Origin of the sequence: Gelidibacter salicanalis, from assembly GCF_007997285.1 — a bacterium.
Taxonomy (GTDB): Bacteria; Bacteroidota; Bacteroidia; order Flavobacteriales; family Flavobacteriaceae; genus Gelidibacter; species Gelidibacter salicanalis.
This window is the reverse complement of record NZ_VORX01000002.1, coordinates 239,514-263,530: the sequence shown is the minus strand read 5'-3', so window position 1 is coordinate 263,530 and position 24,017 is coordinate 239,514. Positions and strand designations below refer to the sequence as shown.

General features: G+C 38.6%; 15 protein-coding genes. 2 read left to right on the top strand and 13 right to left on the bottom strand.

Features of this window, described 5'->3' with window-relative positions; genetic code table 11:
- Nucleotides 1-430 precede the first annotated feature (430 nt).
- The 11 genes from ES711_RS04280 to ES711_RS04230 form a co-directional block, all read right to left on the bottom strand.
- Complete coding sequence (locus tag ES711_RS04280; protein WP_146890506.1) at nucleotides 431-781, bottom strand: DUF488 domain-containing protein; 351 nt, start codon at nucleotides 779-781, stop codon at nucleotides 431-433.
- Nucleotides 782-786: 5 nt separating this feature from the next.
- Complete coding sequence (locus ES711_RS04275; protein WP_146890503.1) at nucleotides 787-1,458, bottom strand: ferredoxin reductase domain-containing protein; 672 nt, start codon at nucleotides 1,456-1,458, stop codon at nucleotides 787-789.
- A gap of 70 nt (nucleotides 1,459-1,528) precedes the next feature.
- Nucleotides 1,529-1,873, bottom strand: a complete 345-nt coding sequence (locus tag ES711_RS04270) for a cupin domain-containing protein (protein ID WP_146890500.1) — start codon at nucleotides 1,871-1,873, stop codon at nucleotides 1,529-1,531.
- 53 nt (nucleotides 1,874-1,926) lie between these two features.
- Nucleotides 1,927-4,707: an aconitate hydratase AcnA gene (gene acnA / locus ES711_RS04265; RefSeq protein ID WP_146890498.1), complete on the bottom strand. Its 2,781-nt coding sequence runs from the start codon at nucleotides 4,705-4,707 to the stop codon at nucleotides 1,927-1,929.
- Between the two features lie 358 nt (nucleotides 4,708-5,065).
- Nucleotides 5,066-6,397 carry a Na+/H+ antiporter NhaA gene (nhaA, locus tag ES711_RS04260; protein ID WP_146890495.1) on the bottom strand — a complete coding sequence of 444 codons (1,332 nt, stop codon included), beginning with the start codon at nucleotides 6,395-6,397 and terminating at the stop codon, nucleotides 5,066-5,068.
- A 350-nt stretch (nucleotides 6,398-6,747) separates the two neighbouring features.
- Complete coding sequence (locus ES711_RS04255) at nucleotides 6,748-8,058, bottom strand: DUF3472 domain-containing protein (RefSeq protein WP_146890492.1); 1,311 nt, start codon at nucleotides 8,056-8,058, stop codon at nucleotides 6,748-6,750.
- A gap of 63 nt (nucleotides 8,059-8,121) precedes the next feature.
- Nucleotides 8,122-8,436 (bottom strand): hypothetical protein, encoded by a 315-nt coding sequence (locus tag ES711_RS04250; protein WP_146890490.1) that lies wholly within the window; start codon nucleotides 8,434-8,436, stop codon nucleotides 8,122-8,124.
- Nucleotides 8,437-8,571: 135 nt separating this feature from the next.
- Complete coding sequence (locus ES711_RS04245; RefSeq protein WP_146890487.1) at nucleotides 8,572-9,258, bottom strand: DUF3823 domain-containing protein; 687 nt, start codon at nucleotides 9,256-9,258, stop codon at nucleotides 8,572-8,574.
- A 13-nt stretch (nucleotides 9,259-9,271) separates the two neighbouring features.
- Entirely contained in the window at nucleotides 9,272-11,029 is a 1,758-nt protein-coding gene (locus ES711_RS04240) for a RagB/SusD family nutrient uptake outer membrane protein (protein ID WP_146890484.1), read from the bottom strand.
- 18 nt (nucleotides 11,030-11,047) lie between these two features.
- A complete protein-coding gene (locus ES711_RS04235; protein WP_146890481.1) occupies nucleotides 11,048-14,131 on the bottom strand; it encodes a SusC/RagA family TonB-linked outer membrane protein in 3,084 nt (1,027 codons plus the stop codon).
- Between the two features lie 39 nt (nucleotides 14,132-14,170).
- On the bottom strand, nucleotides 14,171-15,532 hold the full coding sequence (locus tag ES711_RS04230; protein ID WP_146890478.1) for a Gfo/Idh/MocA family protein: 1,362 nt from the start codon (nucleotides 15,530-15,532) through the stop codon (nucleotides 14,171-14,173).
- Between the two features lie 388 nt (nucleotides 15,533-15,920).
- Between ES711_RS04230 and ES711_RS04225 the strand changes: the two genes are divergently transcribed.
- Complete coding sequence (locus tag ES711_RS04225) at nucleotides 15,921-19,895, top strand: ATP-binding protein (RefSeq protein WP_170245236.1); 3,975 nt, start codon at nucleotides 15,921-15,923, stop codon at nucleotides 19,893-19,895.
- A 25-nt stretch (nucleotides 19,896-19,920) separates the two neighbouring features.
- Here the strand turns inward: ES711_RS04225 and ES711_RS04220 are convergent, their stop codons facing one another.
- Nucleotides 19,921-20,349 carry a GNAT family N-acetyltransferase gene (locus ES711_RS04220; protein WP_146890472.1) on the bottom strand — a complete coding sequence of 143 codons (429 nt, stop codon included), beginning with the start codon at nucleotides 20,347-20,349 and terminating at the stop codon, nucleotides 19,921-19,923.
- Between the two features lie 159 nt (nucleotides 20,350-20,508).
- Here ES711_RS04220 and ES711_RS04215 point away from each other — a divergent pair, with 159 nt between their 5' ends.
- Nucleotides 20,509-21,294: an Fpg/Nei family DNA glycosylase gene (locus ES711_RS04215; protein WP_146890469.1), complete on the top strand. Its 786-nt coding sequence runs from the start codon at nucleotides 20,509-20,511 to the stop codon at nucleotides 21,292-21,294.
- Between the two features lie 13 nt (nucleotides 21,295-21,307).
- Here the strand turns inward: ES711_RS04215 and ES711_RS04210 are convergent, their stop codons facing one another.
- Entirely contained in the window at nucleotides 21,308-23,917 is a 2,610-nt protein-coding gene (locus tag ES711_RS04210; protein WP_146890466.1) for a sodium:solute symporter family transporter, read from the bottom strand.
- Nucleotides 23,918-24,017 lie beyond the last annotated feature (100 nt).

Sequence of the window (24,017 nt, the reverse complement as noted above, 5' to 3'; positions counted from 1 at the left end):
CGACTGCGCTCAAACTGACATACAAACTTAAATTGACATACAAACTTAAAATGGCATTTGCGATAAAGCGGGCTACTGATTTTAATTATCTAATTGTATTTTTTTAATAACGACTGTCCTATTGAGCGCAGTCATAATATTTAAACATCGGGACTTTTTAGGTTTTCGACTGCGCTCAAACTGACATAGGCGCTCAAACTGACATATAAACTTAAAATGGCATTTGCGATAAAGCGGGCTACTGATGGTAATTATCTAATTGTGCTTTTCTTAATAACGACTGTCCTATTGAGCGCAGTCATAATATTTAAACATCGGGACTTTTTAGGTTTTCGACTGCGCTCAAACTGACATAGGCGCTCAAACTGACATAAGCCTCAAGCTGACATAGGCGCTCACACGGAAATGGGTGCTCAAAATTATAAAGCAATTACAGATTTTCTAAAACTTCTTTCAGAACCACCGCTTGATTATGAACTGTATCTTTTGCGCCGTACAATAAGTTGATCGATTTTGTTTTATTCTGGGCAATAAGAGCTGTTAGGATTTCTGTTTTGTCTTTCAATTCAAGTTTATACTTCTCTGAAAAAACTTCAAATTTTTCAGGATCATGGTCAAACCATTTTCTTAGTGGTGTTGATGGTGCAATCTCTTTCAGCCAATCGTCCAATTTTGCGTCTTCTTTGGAAATTCCGCGAGGCCAAATCCTATCTACTAAAACCCGATACCCATCACTTTTAGTAGGCTCATCATAAATTCGTTTAATTTTAATGGTTTTCATGACGCTTAGAATTCCTCCATTACCAACTGTTCTTTTTTCACATCTAAATGTGACAACTGTTCTTCTACTGCTGCCATCATTGGTGGTGGCCCACAGATGTAAAATTGCTTATCAAAAGAAAGTCCACAATCTTTCAAAAACTGCTCGGTAATGCGTCCATGAGCAATTCCTTCAACCGTTTCTTCTGACAGAATATTGATAAAATTAGCCCCCAACATCTGCTGAAATTCATCCTTGAGAATGATATCTCTCTTAGACGTATTCGCAAAAATTAGTGTGTTGTTTCCTAATTGGTCCTTAGATTTTAGATCTCTTAAAATCGAAATAAAGGGTGTTACTCCTGCCCCTCCAGCTATAAAGGTGCCTTCGCCTTTATAAGAAATAGCACCGAACACATCATTAAGGATTACCTGATCTCCTGCCTTTAAGGAACGCAATTTGTTAGTAACACCGTTATGCGATGGGTAGGTTTTAATCATAAACTCAAGATGCTCCTCGTCGGGAAGTCCAGTAAAAGTAAAGGGCCTGCCTTCATTTTCCCATCCCGGCTCATCTATAAACAATTCAGTAGCCTGACCGGGAATAAAATTCATGCCCTCCGGCTTTTCTGTTATGATATGCAACACATTATGAGTGATAAATGCTATCGATTTTATTTGTACAACTTGATTTTTCATAGTCACTTTTTTTTGCGCTTTGTTAAAACTCTCGAAGCATCTCAGGTACCAAATCGCTTATGTAAACCAATTACGATCGATCCGCAACATCTTTTACCCGTTGCGCAGAGTCTGCTTTACTTAAACTTAACCGCACAATACTGTCTTCTAATGCCATTAAATCGTGGGGCACATTCCCTTCCAAGGCTACTAAATCGCCTTTACTTAGGGTATAGTTCAATTCATTAACCCCAAAATTTATTTGACCTTCAAAAACTTCAACCACAATTGGAAACGGGGTTTTATGTTTCTTCATCACCTGGTCTTTTTTAAAGACTATCCTAATCTCCTTTCCACTTTCAGTTTCCAGCAACACTTGGATGGATGGTTTTGTGTCATGATATTCAATTTGTTGGGTCAATGAGGCTGTTTTCATAAATCGTCTATCTTCTTTTATTTTTTATCACATTTATAATTTTGAAATCACTTTTATACTTTATCCAAAAATTGACGCAACACGTATTGGAGAATACCGCCATTACGGTAATATTCAATATCTATTAAGGAGTCCAAACGGGCAATGGCTTTAAACGTTATCACCTCGCCGTTTTCTTTTTCGGCGATAATGTCCACCGATTTATGAGGGGTCAAGCCTTCCGCAATTCCAGAGATCGTAAAAGTTTCTGTTCCTGTCAAATCTAGTTTTTCCGCGGTATCACCTGCTTCATATTGCAATGGCAACACACCAAGCCCTACTAAATTACTTCTATGAATCCGCTCGTAACTTTCCGCTATAACCGCTTTTATACCTAATAAAAATGTGCCTTTAGCCGCCCAATCCCTCGAGGAACCACTGCCGTATTCTTTACCCGTCAACACTACTAAAGGCGTATTATCCTTTTGATATTTCATTGCTGCATCATAGACACTCATTTCTTCGCCGGTTGGTAAATACGACGTGTAACCACCTTCTTGTTTGGCAAGCTTATTCTTGATACGCACGTTGGCAAAAGTCCCACGCACCATCACTTCATCATTACCACGTCGGCTTCCGTATGAATTGAACGCTTCTTTCTTCACCCCTTTTACGAGTAAATACTTTCCTGCTGCGGACTCTTCATCAAAAGCGCCTGCCGGCGAAATATGATCGGTCGTAATACTGTCTCCCAACACTAACAGTGCTCTGGCTTTGGTAATGTTCTCTAATACTGGCGCGGTTTCAGAAATATCTTTAAAAAACGGAATTTCCTGGATATAGGTAGATTCTTGATCCCATTCGTAAAGCTTGCCTTTTGGCACTTCTAAATTTCTCCAAATCTCATTCCCCTCAAAGATTTCAGAATAATTTTTATCGAAATCTTTCGGCGTTAAGACGTCTTTTAGTACGGCGTTAATTTCATCATCCGTTGGCCAGATATCTTTTAAATACACCGGAAGTTGATTTTTATCATAACTGATAGGATCAGTGGTCAGATTGATATCCACACGGCCGGCGAGGGCGAAGGCCACTACTAACATTGGCGACATTAAATAATTCATTTTTACCTGCGAGTGCACACGGGCCTCAAAATTTCGGTTGCCCGACAACACTGAACACACCACAAGGTCATTATCATCAACCGCTTTAGAAATAGCCGGTGGCAATGGCCCTGAATTCCCGATGCACGAGGTACACCCGTAACCTACCAAGTGAAACTGCAAGGCTTCCAAATCTTTTAATAAATCGGCTTTTTTTAGGTAATCTGTCACCACTTTAGAACCTGGAGCTAAAGAAGTTTTTACCCATGGTTTGACATCAATACCCTTTTGGCGTGCTTTTTTAGCTACCAATCCTGCCCCAACCATCACAAACGGATTGGAGGTGTTGGTACATGAGGTAATAGCAGCAATCACCACGGAGCCATCAGACAAGGAAAATTTTTGTTCGCCCTTATCAATCCAAACCGTTTTCAGGCCGTTTTTTTCTTTGGTTTCTATTTTGGTTCCGTCAGTTATCTCCTTGGGTGGAGAGGTCGGTTGATTGCCGCCTTCATTTTTCCATCTAATTACTGACTCACGATCTTCATGCTCAATGTATTCACGCTCAAATGAGGAACTCAATAAATCAATAAACGTCGGTTTAAAATTCTTCAGTAAAATTTTATCTTGAGGGCGTTTAGGGCCGGCAACTGTAGGCTCTATGGTAGAGACATCCAATTCTACAACTTCAGTATAAGTAATTTGATCTTCATTTTCCCGCCACAACATGTTCGCTTTACAATAGGTTTTTACCAGATTGATCTGCTCTTCCGTACGACTACTTTCGCGCATATAGGTGAGCGTTTTATCGTCAATTGGGAAATAGGTAATGGTGCAGCCAAACTCAGGCGACATGTTGCCAATGGTAGCTCTGTCCGGCACCGATAAATGGTCTAAACCGGGTCCAAACACCTCAACAAATTTTCCCACCACGCCTTGTTTTCTTAAAATATTGGCGATGGTCAACACCAAATCAGTAGCCGTGGATCCTAGAGGTAATTTACCAGTCAATCGCAATCCAATCACTTCAGGCATGATAAAATATAAAGGTTGCCCTAGTATGGCGGCTTCAGCTTCAATACCACCAACACCCCAAGCCACAACGCCTATCCCATTAACCATGGGAGTATGACTATCGGTCCCCACTACGGTATCCGGAAACAATTGTCCATCGCGTTCTATAACCCCTTTCGAGAAATATTCTAAGTTGATTTGATGGCAAATACCCATTCCTGGTGGAACGACGCTAAAATTATCAAAAGACTGCTGGGCCCATTTTAAAAATTGGTAACGTTCTTTGTTCCGTTTGTATTCCTCTTCCATATTGCGTTGATAGGAATATTCCGTTCCAAAATAATCAACTTGTACGGAATGGTCAATAACCAAATCGACAGGCACCAAGGGATTGATATGATCAGGATTTTTGCCTTTCCTAGCTACTTCTGCCCTAAGTGCGGCAATATCAACCACAGCAGGAACGCCCGTAAAATCTTGCATAAGCACACGCGCCGGTTTAAATGGAATGTCCTTGTCAGAGCCTTTGGGCTTCCAATGCAACAAGGTTTCTACATTTTCTTTAGTGACTGAAAACCCGTCAAAATTACGCACGGCATTTTCTAAAAGTATTCTAATGGAAAAGGGTAATTTATGGATGTCGTAACCTTGATTGGAAAGCGCTTCAAGACTGTAATAATCATATGTTTGTCCGTTTACCGATAGTTGCTTTTTGGTGTGAAAGATATCTTGTTCCATAAGATTAAAATTTGAAGATGAATGATATGTTTTAGTGCCTTTATAGCATAAATATTTGTCAAAAACGAATTGCTATAAAACATGACTGTGCGCACCTATGGTAATTTAAAACCGATAGGGCACCTATTTTAAAAGGAATTAGCGTCTTGATTTCTATAAAGTTAGGCATTTCAGGACGGATTCCGAAAAATATCCCAAGAAATATAATGATTAGTCCAATGCGAATGGATGGCCACCCAAAACTGAAGAAATTTTTCACGCGGGCTCTCTCGGCGTTCCGCTCAAATAAAACAAAAGGAAAAAAGTAGGCTAAGTGGAAGCCCTGGTTATTCTGACAAGAAATAAATAGACAAGGTTATCAATACCCCATCCTACTCATTTTATCTTCCGTAATAGCTTCTGGTTTTCTTGTCGCGTTGCGCAGCACCAGATAGCCCAAAATTCCACTTAAAAGCGATGCAATTAAAATACCAATTTTCGCCTCTTCCTGAATCACCCGATTATCGAAAGAAAGGTTGACAATAAACAATGACATTGTAAATCCGATTCCACAAAGCAAGGAAATTCCGAAGAGCAAGCGCCAAATTTCTTGGGTTTGCGGCATATTTTTATAGAAGAATTTTAGAAGGATCCAAATGGCCAACATGATACCCACAGGTTTCCCCACCAATAATCCTACGATGATGCCCCAAGTAATAGGAATATGAAAGGCTTCATTAAGAATTTGCGAATCGAATATAATCCCGGCATTCACAAAAGCGAAGAGTGGCATAATAAAGAAGTACACCAACCCGTGTAATTTACGCTCCAATCGTTTTAATGGCGATTCCATTTCGCGTTGGGTGCGTTCAAGATAATCGTGCACCTTAGTACTAGTCATCGCAAGCGTATGGTCTTTAGCCTCTCTAAACAAATGGTATCCACGCAATGCATAGCGTCGAATTTTATCCAGTTCCCATTCTTGACGTAAGGGTAATGTCAGTGCCAAAATAACCCCAGCAATGGTCGCATGGATGCCGGAGGTCAACACCGCCCACCACATCACAAAGCCTACAATAAGATAGGGCGTTAAGCGATTGACACCTTTATAATTGAAAATGAGTAGCACAACGGTGCACGCTCCAGCAATTCCTAAGGCGCTAAAATTAATTTCATCAGTGTAGAAAAATGCGATCACCAAAACGGCAATCAAATCATCCACTACAGCGATTGTCGTAATAAACACTTTTGCCCAAGACGGCATACGCGAGCCGAGCATGGCCAAAATACCAATAACAAACGCAATATCCGTAGCCATTGGGATGGCCCAACCTTTTACATAATCAGTATTTTGGTTGAAGGCAAAATAGATAATAGCAGGGAATAAAGCGCCACTCACGGCAGCGGCTACTGGAAATACTGCCGATTTAAAAGAGTTTAGCCGACCAAATTTTAATTCGCTTTTAATCTCGAGGCCCACTAATAAAAAGAACAGTGCCATTAACCCATCATTGACCCAGTGGTGCAAGGTTTTGGAGATATAAACATTTTCAAAACCCATCTCAAACTTGAGCTGCATGACCGTATGGTAAAAATGATTTAAGGGTGTATTCGCAACGATTAATGCGCCAATGGTAGCAATCATTAATAAGATGCCCGGTGCGGAATCTTTTTTGAAAAAGGTCTCTATGCTTTTGGTTAGGTTGCTCATTTCTGGATGCTATTACATTCAAAGTACAATTTGCGATTAAAAATGGTCTATATCAATAAAATTTTAAATTTATTTTATTCAAATTTATAGCTCTTGTGTGTTAATAATCAAACTATTATAAAAACATTCCCTTCCAACTTCTAAAAGCGTTTTCCACTTTTGAGTCAGAAAAGGAGTTAATTTATACTCAAATTTACTTAAAATTAGAAAAACAAAAGTAAAAGTAAAAAACAGAAAACCCGTGGAAACACTTTTCTAAATTCTGAATCACCAATCCCATAACCAAAAGAAAAACCCGAAAAACGAATTTTTAGGGTCTTCTGGCTAATTAACAAACTCAAATAAAAAATTTATTTTTTTGGCAGCTCCAATGCTGAGAAATCTATCTGTGGCGCTTTACCATTGGCTTTACGGGTAAATGTGGAACCCATGGCAGTGGTGTCATCAAAAAAGCCACAATTTTTCATAAAAAACTGATGGCCCGAAACCCCACCGGCATAATCCATACGGGATTCTTTTCTTGCTGTCGCATCCGCGGTGAATTTAGCCGTGGTCAACTCTACCCATTCCTGATCTTCGGTATACACCCATTGGTTATTGTAATTGGCCTGCCTGGAGATATGACCAGTAGCAGTCACAAAATTCTCTAAAAATGAATATAAGTTTTGAAGGTGTCTACTGCCTTGTGGCCTTCTGAAACTCGCAATTAAATTCCATTTTCCTTCTTCTGGAGCGTAGAAATATGCGGTATAATCAGTGGAATTGTTTTCTGCCGGCTCTCCTTTCAACAAAAACCTGTAAGATGTATTTGGTTTCCAATTGTACACTTTATAACTCTGTCCTCCGGACCCCTCATTACCAAATTCGCCCGTGGTCACACCCTCTCCCTTACCTCGTAAAATAATTTTATGATCCTCCGGAATTTCTTTAGGGTCTTGGGTATCAAAAGGACTCCATACGGAGAATAGAATGCGACGTTCCGTTTCAGAATTGACTTGGATCCCAAAATAGCCATCCTTGAACCCGTTGGCCATGTAGTAGGAACCAATGACGTCTTCTCCTTCCGGCACATTGATTTCATTATAAAACCAAGTGACTTTTTTCTCTTTTGGCAGCTCATACGACAAATGCACTGAAGGCCCGCGACGGCCAAAGTACACATCGTCTTTAATATAATAAACCTTGCCTTTGGTGGCAGGACCGCCGATTAAAATTTCCTTGATGTTAGCAATCACTGTTCCCGATGTCTCCAGTGCTTCAATCTTGATCATCTGATATCCTTTACTAACCTCGAACTCTCCAATTTGGATCGTTTGAACCTCAGTATTGGATAGTTCAATAGTACTGACCTCCCCCCCTAAAGTCACTTTCAGCTTAGTTATGCCATTGGGAACGCTTGCGTTCAGTCCGAGGTGCAATATTCCTGCTTTATCGGTCTTAAAATAAGTGTGCATCACCTGATTGACATCCGTCCATGCTTTTGATTCCTCACTTGGTGTTTTTGAGGACTTATCATCCCGATTCACCATCCAAGTGTTTGGCTGTGCGGGGATTTTTGTGGTGAGGTTGAGCGGCTGTGAAGTTGATTTTTCCGCATCCGGATATTGTGATTTACAGGAAAAAATCAGTAAGCAGGTTAATGCCCAAAAGTATAGTTTCATAATATTTTTGTTTTAAGTGAAGAGGTGCCACCTAAAGTATTAACCTCCTTAGTTTTATTAAATTTACTGTACAGAAATCTCTTTGCGTTCTCCTTTATAATCTACCGCATATAATTTATCTGAACTTTGATAGGATGCGACGTCAAATTTATCTCTCGCCGCAGTATGAATGATGGCGCCATGACGTTCCTGTTGATAGACCACTGCATTACTCGTACCCGATATAGTTATGGTAGTATTAGAAACCGATGCAGTACCAACCTTCAGTGCTGCTTTAGTTTGAAACACCCGCAAACTTTGCTCGTGTATATATTCTAAGCTCATTTCTGGCTGAGGATAGCCTTTTGCCTTTATATAGGCAATTGCATTATCCACCATTCTGTTGTAACATTCAAATAGCAAGCCATCCGATACGTGAGATCATAACAATGAAAAAGTATGAAACTTAAAAACAAAAGCCCCACTTAGAATTAAAGAGGGGCTTGAAAAACTGTCATTTAAACACAATTCTGTTTAAGGAATAATGAGTTCCATGACTTTGGAATAATTGTATCTATTTCCAACATTCCCAGTTCGTGCACCAACTCGAACAAAATAGCTCGAATTAGATTTCAGACCTTTAATAGTATCTCTAAATGTCGTGTTGGTCAGTAAGGAATCTGAAACACTTTCCGTATTTATAAACGGATTAGCATTAATGAAGTTATTAATATCTACATATGGTGTAGAATTAACTAAAATGCTTCTACGCATAATTTTTCCTTCTTCAGGCTTCGTTTCAGATAAATTATATTCTACCACAATGGCATCTGCACCTGCAACTTTAGAAACTGCATTAATTCTCAAAATAGGCAAAACATCTACATTTAGATTACTGTTTAATGGGATGGTTATAGACATCGTGTCCACTGGGTAAAAAGCACCATTATCGATAATCACTTTGTATTGGTTTCCAAATAGCTTGGTATTCTTGAAGCTACCATCTTGTTTCCCCCAAAAGTCTATAGGTTGCGGATTGTCATATTTCAAATCATATAACCTCACACGTAATCCGTTTGGGGTTTGTGAGTAAATACTGTCTCCTGTTTCCTGATCAAAAATCGCACCTTCCAAGGTTTTATCAGGAGTATCATAATTATCATTTTCACTACACGCTACTACTGCGAAAAAAAGTAGCCCTAAATATATTATCTTTCTCATGTTATTTTATTTTTTAATATCCAGGATTTTGAATAAGGTTAGGATTCTTTTCTATTTCTCCATAAGGAATAGGTTCGTAATACGTCTTTTCTAAAAACGTACGGGTATTTTTAGGTGCATCTACTATCGTAAATGTATAATCTTTAGTACCCCAATTTAACCATGGGTATAACGCTTTAAATTGCGTATTGTTTAATAGGCTAGTTGCCGTTCTCCATCTTCTGATGTCCCAGAAACGATGATTTTCAAAAGCAAGTTCAACCTTTCTTTCATGACGGACCTTGTCAATATCTACAGAGTTTAACGCTATGATTCCTGCACGTTCTCTAATTTGATTGATAGACGCCAATGCCTTTTCACTTTGTCCTAACTCTAAAGCAGCTTCAGCATGATTAAGCAGAATCTCTCCTAGTCTAAATACAATCCATGGTTGTTCTGATCTTCCGTAATTTACTCTCTCCGTAGGATTCATAGATTTCTTAACATAAAATCCTGTCTTCGTAGGATCCCATGTAGTTAATGGACCATCCTTTCCAACTATAGTAACTGCTTCTGAACCACTTCCATAAGTATCAGTAAGGTTAGAGGAGGTGATATATTGCCCCTTATCTAAAATGCCGGCACGTATTTCTAAAACACCACCTTGCCAAGGAGAGAAAGGTGCTAATATGGTCGCAAAGAAGCGAGGGTCTTTACCTTCAAACAGCTCATAAGGATTGTCATAATGAATTGGATTGCCACTGGCATCTTTTACTTTCAACTCACCTGAACGTCCGTCAATATATTCGTAATCCTCAACAAGAGATAAAGAAGGATTAATGGCGTTACCATAATCTACTCTAAAACTTTGAGGTGCATTAAAGAAATCATAAGAATGTGTTTTGTCTGGAGATGAAAATACCTTGGCGAAAATGATTTCAGAATTATTATCCGCATTTAAAAAGAGATTTTGAAAATTTTCTGCCTTATTGCCAGACTGATTGTATAGTGAAAAGCCTGCATTCATAAGTTCTTCTGAAGCTTCCATAGAATATTGAAAGTAGGTAGCTGCTTCTTGTTTTGAAATCCCTACTAAACCATTCAGTTGAACATCACTATATTTAGCAATTGATCCTGCATACAACATAGCGCGAGACATTAAAGCCAAAGCAGTATATTTACTTGCACGATATTTTTCAGTGGCGCCATAACTTTCTGGTAGACCATCAATGGCTAAGTTTAATTCTGACCTTACAAAATCATAAACTTCTTTTTCAGTTGCTCTTGGCACTTGAAGTTCAGAAATGTTGTCTCCTGTAAATTCTTGTGGTTCAGTTATAATTGGAACGCCACCATAACGTTTTACCATAGAAAAGTAGTAAAAAGCACGGATAAAATGTCCTTCTGCTAAATAGCGTTGTTTTAAATTCTCATCCACATTTGCAGATTCAATTTGCTCTAAGAAGACATTTACTTTTCTGACACTACCATAGCCCCACCAGCCGTAGGCATTTGATGGCACTATAGGATCGTTCTGACCTCCCCACCCATATGACCTTACGGCTATATCAGTAACAGTAGAAAGAAATCCTGCTTGCGCGATAACTTCATAATTAAAATCTTCAACCTGCATGTTTTCATACAGATTTACCATATAAGCATCTATGGCATTAGGATCCATCCAAACGTCATTGTCTGATACGACGTTTAAGGGACTTTTATCTAGGTAATCTTCACAAGAAGATGTAAACACCAAGATTGATAGTAGAAATATAATTTTGTATCGATTCATTTTCTTAAATTTTTAAAATTAAAAAGTGAGATTAAATCCAAGATTCACAATCTTTTGCTGTGGGTAATAAGTACCACGTCCAGTAGGGGCTTCCGGATCAATAAAGTCAACACTGTCCCAAGTAACTAAGTTATATCCTGAAAGATATACACGAAATTGATCTAACCCAATGTTCTCTAGAAAGTCACCATCAAAATTATAACCCAATTCAATGTTTTTAAGTCTTAGATAACTCGCGTCTTTCAACCAAAATGTTGAATATTTTGTATTGTTAGGATTGCCTGATGCAACTGTACTAGGATATTTTCCAGGAATCCATGCACTATTGACGTCATAAAGGTCTTCACGATGCCATCTGTCTTTAAACTCGGCCAAAGAGTTTGCTCCATTATAAAATGGGTTTTGGAATTCGCCATCATAATACGCTACAAAATTTGCGGCTCCTTGAAACTGAGCACTTAAATCAATTCCTTTCCATGCTAAAGCTAGGTTTAAACCATAAGTAATTTCTGGAGTAGTACCTTTTCCAATAGGCTTAATATCATCATTGTTGATAATGCCATCTTCGTTATAATCTAGATATTTAATATCTCCTGGTAATAACGTAGTGTTTGCTTTATTATCTTGAATTGCCCAATTATTGATTTCATCTGTAGATTGGAATTGACCTACAGCAGTATAACCCCAAGTTACATTCTTCCATCTATTAGTTTTATCTCCACGCCATTGATTTAACGAATTCACAAAATCTGCTCTTTCAACATACTCGTCCTTTGATCTTGAATAACCGTAATTTCCAGTAATATTCAATTTAAAGTCATTTGCAATGGTCGTTTTATAACCTATGCTAAAATCAAATCCTTGAGTATTATCAATATTAAGATTTTCCTGAGGTAAGGCTGCGCCAAATGTACCAGGAAGTGAAGACGCTCTTGTCGCTAACAGTCCAGTTCTCTTTCTATGAAACCAGTCAAATGTAAAATCGACTTTTCTATCAAAGAACGTTGCATCAATTCCGACATCAGTAGTGGTAGCTTCAAACCATGTGATATTTCGGTTTGCTAATCCACGGTCGCTTAAACCAGGTACTACTGAGTTGCCGAAAATATAATTTCCACTCGGATAGTTGTAACCAGTTATAAATTGAAAGGAACTTGCGCTGTCATCGCCTAATTGTCCCCAAGAACCTCTAATTTTCAAATCATCGAAAAATGAAAGTGTATTCTCAAGAAATTCCTCTTTACTTAAATTCCATCCTGCAGATGCAAAAGGAAAGAATCCCCAACGGCTGTCGGCCGGAAATTTTGAAGACCCATCATATCTAAATCCTGCCTCGAACAAGTATTTTCCGTCATACTCATAGTTGACCCTTCCCACGATACCAGCGGAAGCTAATTCGTAAGCACTACCACCGTTATTTTTATTTTCGTCTAACCCTGCAAATAAATAATCTAAGTTCAACAGGAATTCGCGAGAAGCATAAAAGTCGTCTCCTTCATTTTCTAAAGTCTCAAAAAGTATTAATCCTTTAAATTTATGCTTCTCATTAAATGTGTTTTCATAATTTAATGACCCTTGAAACTGATTGTAATTACCTGGAAGACCATTTTCATAATATCCTGAACTATAGGATTCCTGTAAACTAGAAGGCTGGTTACCTATATATACCACATCGTAGCTATCTTTAGCTTCGTTATAGCCATATAAATTATATTTTTGCGACCAGTCTTTTGTCCTTCTTATATTAGTTCCATAGGCATAACGCACTTTTGCTGACAAGCCTTCTACCCATGGGAATTCATAATTTAAAGTGAGATTTCCGTTAAATACTTTACGCTTATCTTCAGAATATCCAGAAACATCTTTGTTCATCAATAAGGCCACGTTTTGATGAGCTTGATTGGTGAGTCCAAAATACTTTCCTTCAGCATCTGCATAAGGAGAATATGTAGGATAATTTCTTAAAATTCCGGACATTAACGTTCCTGCACCAGCACCTGGAAAATTTCTGGTCTCTAATCTGGCAGAAATATTCATAGAAGCAGTTAAATTATCAGTAATCTTAGCTTCTAAATTCGATGAAATATTGAACCTATCGTAATTGGTATCACCACTTTTCCACATTCCTTCTTGAGAAAGATATCCTGTAGACATAAAATATTTGACATCTTCAGTAGCTCCTGAAACATTCAAATTGTAATAATTTTGAGGGGAATTATTCTTAATGACAGTATCGTACCAATTTGTGCTCTCGTATCCTGGAGCATTTTGACGATATTTATCTAATTCTTCTTGACCATATACTGGGGCTCTACCTTGGTTAATCTGTGATTCATCAGTTAACTCTGCAAATTCCGCAGCATTTAAAAGGTCTGGATAACGAGTAGGGCTTTGGAAACCGGAGTACGTATTAAAAGTAATTTTAGGTTTCCCTATTTTTCCTGTCTTTGTAGTAATTAATAGCACACCATTTGCAGCACGAACACCGTAAACTGCAGCTGATGCATCTTTAAGTACACTTATGCTTTCAATTGTATTTGGATCAATCGACGTGAAAGCTCGTGGAACACCATCAACAATAATTAATGGATTACCAAACCCACGCAAATTAATATCTGCTCCATCATAGCCTGGCTCTCCAGAACGTTGTGTAATTTTTAATCCGGGAAGTCTTCCTGCAAGTGCATTACTAATGTTTGCTACTGGAGCTTTTTTCACAATATCTCCATCCACCTGAGAAACTGCTGCAGTAACACTTCCCTTTCGTTGAGTTCCATACCCTACAACAATAACTTCGTCTAATCCCGCGGCTTCCGGTTTTAAGTTAACGTTAAGCACGATTGAATTTGTAACCACAATTTCTTGGGTTGTGTATCCTAAAAAAGAGATGACCAATGTAGAGCTAGAAGGAACATTTATATCAAAATTCCCGTCAAAGTCTGTCATTGTTCCGTTTGAAGTGCCTTTTGCAATGACGTTGGCTCCTGCGATTGGCATCCCTGTCTCCACATCAATCACTGTTCCTGAAATTTCAAGTGGACCTTGACCAAAGAAAATTAAAGGCAGCAGCATACATGAAAAGGTAAAAAGTAATTTTTTCATAAAATTATTTCTGTTAGTTAATATTCATAGTTAATTAAGTTAATAGGTATCTTTAATCCAATTATAAGGTTTGCGCTTTACCCACATGCCTCGTGTAAAATCTGGAATATCCTGAGGTTCTCCGTTGTTTTCAATAGACGCTTCTGATAGTGGGGTAATACAACTCCACGCTGCAGCATCATAGGCATCCATTGGTGGTGCGATTTTGTCTTTTGCCGATTCTATAAATGAATTCATCACAAAAAAGTCCATGCCTCCGTGGCCTGCTCCAGTGGCAAGTTCACCGTGCTTCTTCCACAAGGGATGGTCATATTTTTTAAGCCAATCCTCTGCGTCATCCCAGCGGTGTGGTTTTGATTGTCCTTCCACATAAATACGGTTACCATCATCTTCCCATAATCCGTTAGCGCCTTGCACTCTGAATCCTAAAGAATATGGTCTTGGTAAATTGACATCATGAGTAATGATAATGGTTTCTCCATTGGCCGTCTCCACGGTAGTGGTAATGACATCGCCTTGCTTAAATTTTAATTTAGCGTTTGGGTGATCTCTGCCGCCATGTTCTACAATATAATTATGTAAGCCAATCCCTTTGGTAGCGTGGGAGGTTAATGAGCTCAGACGATTCCCTCTATTGATATCGCACATCACCGCCATTGGGCCTAGCCCATGGGTAGGATACACATCACCATTTCTTAATAATGAATGTTGTGTGCGCCATTTAGATTCTGAAATGCCTTTGTCGCCAAATTCCACACCTTTACCGTAAGCTGTTTTACCATCGTTGAACTTAACACCACGTAAATCGTGCTGATAGCCACATCTAAAATGTACCAACTCGCCAAATACATTTTGTTTGACCATATTTAATACCGCCAAGACATCTCTACGGTAGTTTACGTTTTCAAGAATCATTAAATGGGATCCTGTCTCTTCATGCGTATTCACCAAATCCCAACATTCTTCCAGCGTATTAGCTGCAGACACTTCAAGTCCGGTATATTTTCCAGCCTTCATAGAATCTACTGCCATACGGGTATGCCATAACCATGGCGTCGAGATTACCACAGCTTCAATTTCCTGTACATTCAAAAGGTTTAGATAATCTTGATCTGATTTGCTGAAGACTTGCGGTTTAGGAAAACCGGCATCCTTAATCATTTTTAAAGCGACTTCAATCCGTGCGGGATCCACATCACAAATGGCAATTACTTCTGTATCTTTTCTTAATAGTGCGTTGTTTAGATGATTGACACCTCTAAGTCCCACACCTATAAAGGCCATTTTTAATTTCTGACCAGAGGTTTCTCCCATAATGCCGCCGAATGACAAATTTGGCAACATGAACATTCCAGCACCGGCGAGTGCGGTTTTCTTAACAAAGTCTCTTCTTGAACCCATAATATCTTATAGTTAATATTTCGTTAAATTATCACGTTTTCAAATATTGAACTTTAATCCTATAATCCAGACGACATTTTCAGCATAATAAGACACAATTTACACAAAGCCTAAATAATACTCCTTTTTGACTATTCCTTTCCCTATCCATCTAATTAAGGTCATTAACAACACTTTATAGCTGACGAATTATTAATATCTTTACCACAGATTAAACTCAAAGCGTTAAAAACATTAACATTTCACACCTTACGAATTCTTGCCCTTAATTTAACAATCGCGCATGTTCAAACATAAAAATGTTCTAATAATCCTTTGTCTTACACTGGGCAAAATTATTTCTGTTCAGTCTCAAAATCACATTAATTTTATCCATATATCTCCTTCAGTGGATAACAAAACTATTGCTGTCAATAAGACTATTCAGGATGACTTCGGAAAGATTTGGATGATACAAAAAGGAGATATTTATACGTATGATGGTTACGCCTATAAACTCATACCAAATAAAAACATCTTCCCAACAAGTGTGGCGTACACTTCGATAAAAGATATTATTCGCGATGAGTCTAAAAATATTTGGATCCTCTCTTTTTCCGGGTTACTGACCAAATACGATAGCGCCACCCGTTTGTTTAAAGATATGACGCCGCTCCTTAAAAATGAGACCGTGAGCCTTATGACCGTTAAACATCAAAAACTGTGGTTCTTAACCGCAGTAGGCAGTTTATATACCTATGACACTACTATGGAGCGTAAAGTCTCCATTCCACAATTACAGGATAGAAGTATTACTATTTCAGACTTGGCCATTGGGACACCCGACAATATCTTTATAAGTATTAGCAATGGCAACGTCCTGTCTTATTCCTTAGGTTCTCAAACTCTAGAATATTTGGTGGCCCCTTTTAATAACTATCCTGAACATATTATATTATCTACTGACGCATACAACAGGCTCTGGATTGGTACAGAAACTAAAGGCCTCTTTGTTTACGATATTCCCAATAAACAATTCATTCAAGACGCATTTTTTAAAGGCAATATCGACCAAATAAAAAGGGAACTCTTTTTAGATTTATATATGGACAGTAAAGATTTTATTTGGGCAGGCACTGATGGCGGGGGCCTTTACAAAATAAATCTAACAACTGGTGAGGTGGTCCTGTTTACCAAACAGACCCGAAATGAGTTTTCATTGAGTAGCAATACTATTTTACACATAAATGAAGACAACCACAATAATATTTGGGTCAGTCCCAACTACGGCAACCTTAATGTTTTACCTAATACAGACAATAATATTTATTACCATGAGGGTTCAATAAGTGAAACTCCTACTAGAATTTTGAGTATTTATAAAGCTTCTGACGATGTTTTATGGGTAGGTACTGACGGTGCTGGACTCACAAAAATTGACTTTAATAATAAAGGAATTACAGATGAAGCTTCGTATTTTAATGACGAAATAACTAATAAGGGGTTTTATATTCAAACCATAACGGAGGATAATAAGGGGAACATTTGGGTGGGTACCTATAAAAACGGGATGTGGGTGTATAATTCGGCAACAAAAACTTTTCGTGAAGTTCCAGTGTTTAACGTTAAAAATCAAAAGGCATTTGATGTTAGAACATTGTTTAGAGATCGCAAAGGACGCATTTGGGCAGGTACAAGTACGTGCTTAAACATCTATTCAGACGACTTCGAACTACTGGCCTCCTTTGCCAACAATGACAATAATTTATCTGGATTTATTGTACAAAGCATCATAGAAACTCAAAATGGTAGCGTTTGGATAGGTGTTGTGGGCGGTGGCTTATTTCAATTCAACGAAAACAAAAACGAGTTGAACGCCTCCACATTTAGCGATAGATCAATCCGTAATGCCAATTTAGAAAGAATTACCGGTATCCGGTCTATTGCAGAAGGTGCCTATAACAGTTTATGGCTTATAGACGACGCCGGAAAACTTCTAAAATATGACACCGCCACTAGCATTTTTACAACTTTTGAGCATTTTAAAGCCATCAAAAATCGGAATTTAGCTGCGGTTATTGCCTCTGGCGATGATAATTTATGGCTCAGCTCCAACGACGGCATCGTCAACTTTAACACCAGAGATTCCATCACTAAAACCTATTACCACACCGATGGCTTGCAAGACAATATATTTTTGTCAAGAAGTGCATTTAAGGATCACCATGGCACATTATATTTTGGTGGTTTAAAAGGATTAAATTATTTTCAACCCAAAGATTTAAATAAAAAGCCCTCTAACGCCCATTTGCAAATCAATGCTATAGAAGTATTGAATCAACCAGCAGCGGTGCTATTACCAGAGCAGATCACTACGGGCATATCCAACGTAAAATCCCTGAACTTAAAACATAATCAGTCTTCTTTTACCTTTCGTTTTGCGGCTTTAGACAATATTTTACACCCTAAGTTTTTCTATGCCTACCGACTGAAAGGATTTGATGACGATTGGATTATGAGTCACCAGGAACGTTCCGCAACCTATACCAACATCCCTGCGGGCGATTACACTTTTGAGGTGAAAGCCGGCACAAAAGATGATGTGTGGGATGTACCTACCCAAAGTATTGCAATAACCATTGAAAAACCATTTTGGAATTCACTGTTGGCCTGGCTCTTCTACCTCCTTGTTTTTTCGTTACTGATTTATGGGATAAAGCGTTGGATGAGTTTGAGAAAAAAACTGTACTTAGAAAAAGTAAATCATAAAAACGACCAGGACTTGCATCAGTTAAAACTGAACTTTTTTGCAAAAATGTCGCACGAGATTCAAACACCGCTCACCTTAATTTCTGGCCCTATTGATGATATGGTGGTGAAAGCAGAGAAGGACGGCAATTTATTACTCAAACAGCGGCTGAATATTATTGCCTACAATACCAAAAGGCTTTCTAAAATTGCCTACGAATTAACCTTGGTCAGAAATAAAGAATTGGATCAATTGCGATTGATGGTGACGAAAAACCACTTATACAACCACATTGAAGCTATCGGACAATCATTTAATGACCTCGCCCGAAAAAAGCACATCGATTTTACCGTTAATTGCCCAAAAAACCTAACGGATACATGGTACGATAGAGACAAAATTGAACACATTCTTTATAATTTACTATCCAATGCCTTTAAGTTTACTCCTAAAGAAGGAAACATTCTGATGACCGTAGCGCCCATTGATTCGAAGAAGATGGTGAAGATTTCAGTGATGGATTCCGGATCAGGGGTGCCAAAAGCGGAATTAGAATCGATTTTTGAACTCTTTTACCAATCCAATATCGGTAAGAAAAACAAAGGCACGGGGATTGGGTTGGCACTTACCAAAGAGCTGATTGATTTACATAAAGGGAACATTGAGGTAGAATCTTCAGAAGCGATGGGTACGACCTTTACCATCACCTTTCCGGTTAATGAGGATGCCTATTCAGACACAGAACGCATCACCTTAGATACAGACGAGTCGTATTTTCCTAATGCGACAGATGCGGAACTGCAATTACTTGAAAACAGCGATCCTAATGCCCTAAAAAAGACCATCCTTATTGTTGAAGACACCTTAGATTTACAATTGTTTTTAAAGGAATTGTTGGAACAGCACTACAACATTATTCTTGCTGAAAATGGTAACGAAGGGTATTATTACGCCAAAAGCAATCTTCCAGATCTTATTTTGAGCGATATAATGATGCCCGAATTGGACGGTATTGCCATGAGCAAGAAACTTCAGGAAGATCCGCTCACAAAACACATCCCGGTCGTTTTAATGACTGCAAAAAACTCAACTACTTCAAAAATTGAAGGTTTAAAAGCGGGAGCTATAGAATATATTAACAAGCCATTTAACACCAATGAGCTTTTGTTAAAGATCCAAAACATCATTATTTCTAGAGAGTATATCATCTCTAAATATCGCAAGGAAGTGATTTCAAGACCGGAAGATTTTATCGAGAAATCTCAAGATGAACAATTTCTTGAAAGCTTAGTAGCGAATGTCAATTTACGATTGGACGATTCCAACTTTAAAATGGACGATTTAGTAGCCCCCCTAAACATGAGCTATTCCAGCATTTACAGAAAATGTCAGTCTTTAACTGGTCATAGTCTAGTGGATTTTGTTAGACTGCTACGTTTAAAGAAAGCTGCTGTTCTCATTGCCAAACATGGATATACCGTTTCTGAAACGGCATTTAAAACAGGTTTTAATGATCCAAAATATTTCTCTAAATGCTTTAAAAAGCATTTCAAAAAAAATCCGATAGCCTTTAAAAATGAAGCCCAAAAAATGGGCGTAGACGAATATTTAAACAAACATCAAGTACAGTCATAATTGTAGAATGACATAGGAAACTAAATTATTTTAGGGTTAACCTATAAACATTAGTTTCTCTTTGAACGAACCCTAATTTCTGATAGAGCTGATTGGCAGCAATGCGTTCAGGACTAGACGTCAAGTTGATGCTCATTAGCTTTTCAGTTTTAGCGTAATCAATTGAAAATTGAATCAGCTTTACGCCAACGCCTTTACCCCTGGCGGATTTATCGACCACCACATCCTCAATCCACACTTTATCGCCTGTGGGTATTTTATTTACTACGAGCGTCATGGTTCCTAAGATTTCATTATGTTCCTCCGCCATAAAAAGCAGGGTTTGATTAGAGTTTACGATAGCCTCTAAATCTCCTTTAGTTGGCAGTTGACAGCCAGGAGCAAGTTGCGGAATTAAATTGGCAAATGCCTCTACTACTTCATCCGTTACCAAAGTGAGTTTATAGATTTTCATAGGCTAAAATTTAGAGGTTTAATTTTTTCGTAGTGTAGTGATTCATTTTAAATGGGCTGAAGATACTAAATTATCGGCGATCTCAAAGACGAAAGTAAGTGCTCAGTCGAGACGACTCATCGAAGTTTTTTAATTAAATTAGGTCTAAAATTAAACAGTATGCCAGAATTACCAGAAGTTGAGGGATATAAAATTTATATTGACAACACCGCCTTACATAAGACGATCACCTCTTTCGAGTGTCGTGATAACCGACTACTCAAAACTTCAAAACCTGAATTTGAAAAATATCTGGTCGGCAATGAATTCACAGAAACCCAACGCATCGGAAAATATCTATTTATTAAAACCTCTGGTGAAAAAACTCTGGTGATACACTTCGGAATGACTGGCAGACCCAATTATTATAAGGAAAAGGAAGACCGACCAAAATTCGGACATATCGTGCTCAGCTTTGAAAACGGCTTTTACTTCGCATTTGAAAACAAGCGGAAATTCGGGTGGTGGGATTTAATTGATTCTATAGAAACCTACAAAACTGAACGCAATTTAAGCGATGACGCCCGTGATTTAAGTCTAGAGGATTTTAAAACCTCTCTAAATCTCAGAAAAACTTATATAAAAGCCGTCCTCATGGATCAAAGTGTGGTAGCTGGCATTGGGAATTGGATGGCGGATGAAATTTTATACCAAGCGCAAATCCATCCGATGCAAAAAGTGCCCGACATGAGCACTCAAGACATTGAACATGTTTTCAACGCCATGAAAAAAGTCATAGAAGTGGCCATTGCCAATGATGCCCATCACCCTGATTTTCCGGACGATTTCTTAATCCACAGTAGAAAAGAAGGCGAACCCTGTTTTCACACCAGTGCGGAGATCCAAAAAATCAAGGTCGGAGGGAGATCTACATATTTCTCTCCAAAGTGGCAGATGCTTCATTAGCTCTAATTATCTGTTATCTCACTTTAGGTTTTCCAAAAAACAAACTGAATATATAGCCGAATGTAAAACAAGAGGCCACCCCAAAGAAGGAGTACATTAAAAAGTTAATTTCCGTAAACACACTAATATACCAAATTAACAACGCACTTACCACCAAGCCCATCAAGGTGCCGGTGGCATTGGCCCGTTTGGTAAGCATCCCCAAAAGGAACATTCCTCCTAGTCCGCCGGTGAAAAGCCCTAAGAAACGGTAAAACTGATCCCAAAGTGATTTGATCTCTGAACTGGCCATCCAAAGTGCCAACAGCACTCCAAGAATACCTGTGACAACCGTCACAATTCGGGCTATTTTCAAGAGTTTAACGTCATTGACTTGAGGTTTAAAATGCATGTGAAAATCATTGCAATAGGCTGTTGAAACAGAATTTAAACTACTACTGATGCTAGACATAGCGGCAGAAAATATCCCGGCGACCAATAATCCGGAAACGCCCATCGGTAATTCTCTAACAATATACCATGGAAAAATAGAATCGTTATTAGAAAGGGCAGGCGACAGTTTTCCTGGCATTTCAGAATAAAAGATAAACAGCAAAGTCCCAATCCCAAAAAAGATGATGGTAGCCGGCAAGGTCAGCACGGCATTGGTATACAATGTTTTTTGCGAATCTTTTACGCTGGAGCTGGTCAAATACCGTTGCACAATGGTTTGGTCCGTGCCTTGGGTCACCATCGCCGAGGCGAGTCCACCGATAAACACCACCCAAAATGTCGATTCTGTAAAATTAAAATTCATATTGGCGATATTAAACTTATCACGATCTGAAGCGTAAGTAATCATCTCTCCAAAAGATGTTTCGGTATGGAGCATGATCCAGGCAACCGCCAAGACACTCCCACCAAGCAGAACGACTACCTGCATCACATCGGTCCAAATAACCGCTTCAATCCCTCCAAATGTCGTGTAAAACACGCAAAGCACGCCCATAATGAGGATGCTGGTCTCTACCGGAATCCCCGTTACGATGGAGATCGCCAAAGAAGGCAACAACAACACAATCCCTATACGGCCTAATTGGAATAATATAAATGATAAACTTCCAAAAGCGCGTGCTGCATAATTAAACCGATCTTCAAGATATTCATAAGCAGTTTTAATTTTTAATTTATTAAAAAAGGGAATAAACACAAAAGCAATCAGAGGTGTAATGAGGATGGCCGTAATGTTAAGAAAAAAGAAGGACCAATCTGTTACAAATGCTTTTGCGGGAATTGCCATAAACGTGATAGCACTCAATAAAGTTCCAAAAACACTTAATCCGGATGCCCACCAAGGGATACGTCCACCACCAGAAAAATAATCATCGGTTGATTTTTGTTTTCGTGCAAAATAAAGCCCAATCAACACTGAAATCAATAAATACAAAGCGAGAATACTGTAATTCAAGACGCCAAAAGGATGTGCAGCATCGGCTATTTTAAAGCTTTGCACCCCTGAAGTACGGACACCTGGAGCCACTTCTCCCGAAACAATCACAAAATCTTCATTGGTTTTAAAGGTCAGTGCCGTCACTGGAATTTTAGTATCGAGGGTGTCGTACACAAACCACTTTTTGGTAATGGTATTGTAAGCCAATATTTCATTAGAAAATCCTGGATGATTATTTAGAATATCATCTCTTCTTGTAGTTAGCTGATTGGTAAGGGAGTCATTGGAGGAAGTTGGCAATTGCAGGCCAATATTCTCCAACTCATCAAAAAGCACAGCGTCACTACCGCCATAAACCATTATGTGCATCGAGCCCATGACTTCTGCCGAAGCCCCCATCAATACTCTAGGTGCATCTTTTATCAACAAGTCCCCTTCGTCAGCCCAAGTTTGCTTTTTAAAATCGTATGTCAAATAATTGGTTAATGCGTTAGACTTTTGCCCTAGCATTTCCTGGCGTCCACCAATAACAAATAATTTTTTGGTAGTTTGTGTTTCCTGAATAGCCGTGGTATGGAGTGCGCGTGCAGCCCCAGGATAGTCTTTAAGTTTCTCCCAACTCTTTTTATCTTTTAAGGACAGTCTATAGAATGCATTCGTACTTCCATTCGCAGTGTTTCCACCCACGACATAAACATAATCGCCATCAACCACTGCTGACGAAAAGGCCAACGGTTCAGGAAGCTTTGGATACTCTTTTATTGCAATTTCTTTTGATCCCTTATTATAAGACAGTAAATATACCTTATCCGTAATCTCATTTTCATTATTACCACCAATACTTAACACACCTTCATTAGTTGCTACAGAAGCGGAGTAGCCTATAGGCATCGGTAATGGTGTTTTAGAGAGTCGCCATTGCCCATTTTCTAAAATAAAAATAGCGTTGCTCCATACTTTATTGCCCCCTTCCCAAGGTTTGCCTTCTGGAAAGTTAGCACCACCTGCGGCCAAAATCACACCATTGTGCGCACCGCCCAACATTCCAGCATAACCAATAGATTCAGAAGTACTATTAACTGCTGGTAGCGCTGGCAATTCTGTTCGTTCGAATTTGGATATTTCCTGACTAAATAATGGCAAACACGTCAACAGGACTGCTATTGTAAGGACTGCTTTTTGAAATTTCTTCATTTGAGAACTATTACATTACTATTAAAATCTTCGTATGTTGTAAGTAGCGTTAAACATATTCATATTCGTAATGATTAATTTTGACTTCAAAACATTACAA

Excerpts from the sequence above, each read along its gene's own strand:
- ES711_RS04220 (WP_146890472.1), bottom strand. The coding sequence starts at position 20,349 with ATGAAAATCTATAAACTCACTTTGGTAACGGATGAAGTAGTAGAGGCA.
- ES711_RS04235 (WP_146890481.1), bottom strand. The coding sequence starts at position 14,131 with ATGAAAAAATTACTTTTTACCTTTTCATGTATGCTGCTGCCTTTAATT.
- ES711_RS04270 (WP_146890500.1), bottom strand. The coding sequence starts at position 1,873 with ATGAAAACAGCCTCATTGACCCAACAAATTGAATATCATGACACAAAA.
- ES711_RS04250 (WP_146890490.1), bottom strand. The coding sequence starts at position 8,436 with ATGGTGGATAATGCAATTGCCTATATAAAGGCAAAAGGCTATCCTCAG.
- ES711_RS04255 (WP_146890492.1), bottom strand. The coding sequence starts at position 8,058 with ATGAAACTATACTTTTGGGCATTAACCTGCTTACTGATTTTTTCCTGT.
- nhaA (WP_146890495.1), bottom strand. The coding sequence starts at position 6,397 with ATGAGCAACCTAACCAAAAGCATAGAGACCTTTTTCAAAAAAGATTCC.
- ES711_RS04245 (WP_146890487.1), bottom strand. The coding sequence starts at position 9,258 with ATGAGAAAGATAATATATTTAGGGCTACTTTTTTTCGCAGTAGTAGCG.
- ES711_RS04210 (WP_146890466.1), bottom strand. The coding sequence starts at position 23,917 with ATGAAGAAATTTCAAAAAGCAGTCCTTACAATAGCAGTCCTGTTGACG.
- ES711_RS04240 (WP_146890484.1), bottom strand. The coding sequence starts at position 11,029 with ATGAATCGATACAAAATTATATTTCTACTATCAATCTTGGTGTTTACA.
- ES711_RS04215 (WP_146890469.1), top strand. The coding sequence starts at position 20,509 with ATGCCAGAATTACCAGAAGTTGAGGGATATAAAATTTATATTGACAAC.
- acnA (WP_146890498.1), bottom strand. The coding sequence starts at position 4,707 with ATGGAACAAGATATCTTTCACACCAAAAAGCAACTATCGGTAAACGGA.
- ES711_RS04275 (WP_146890503.1), bottom strand. The coding sequence starts at position 1,458 with ATGAAAAATCAAGTTGTACAAATAAAATCGATAGCATTTATCACTCAT.
- ES711_RS04230 (WP_146890478.1), bottom strand. The coding sequence starts at position 15,532 with ATGGGTTCAAGAAGAGACTTTGTTAAGAAAACCGCACTCGCCGGTGCT.
- ES711_RS04280 (WP_146890506.1), bottom strand. The coding sequence starts at position 781 with ATGAAAACCATTAAAATTAAACGAATTTATGATGAGCCTACTAAAAGT.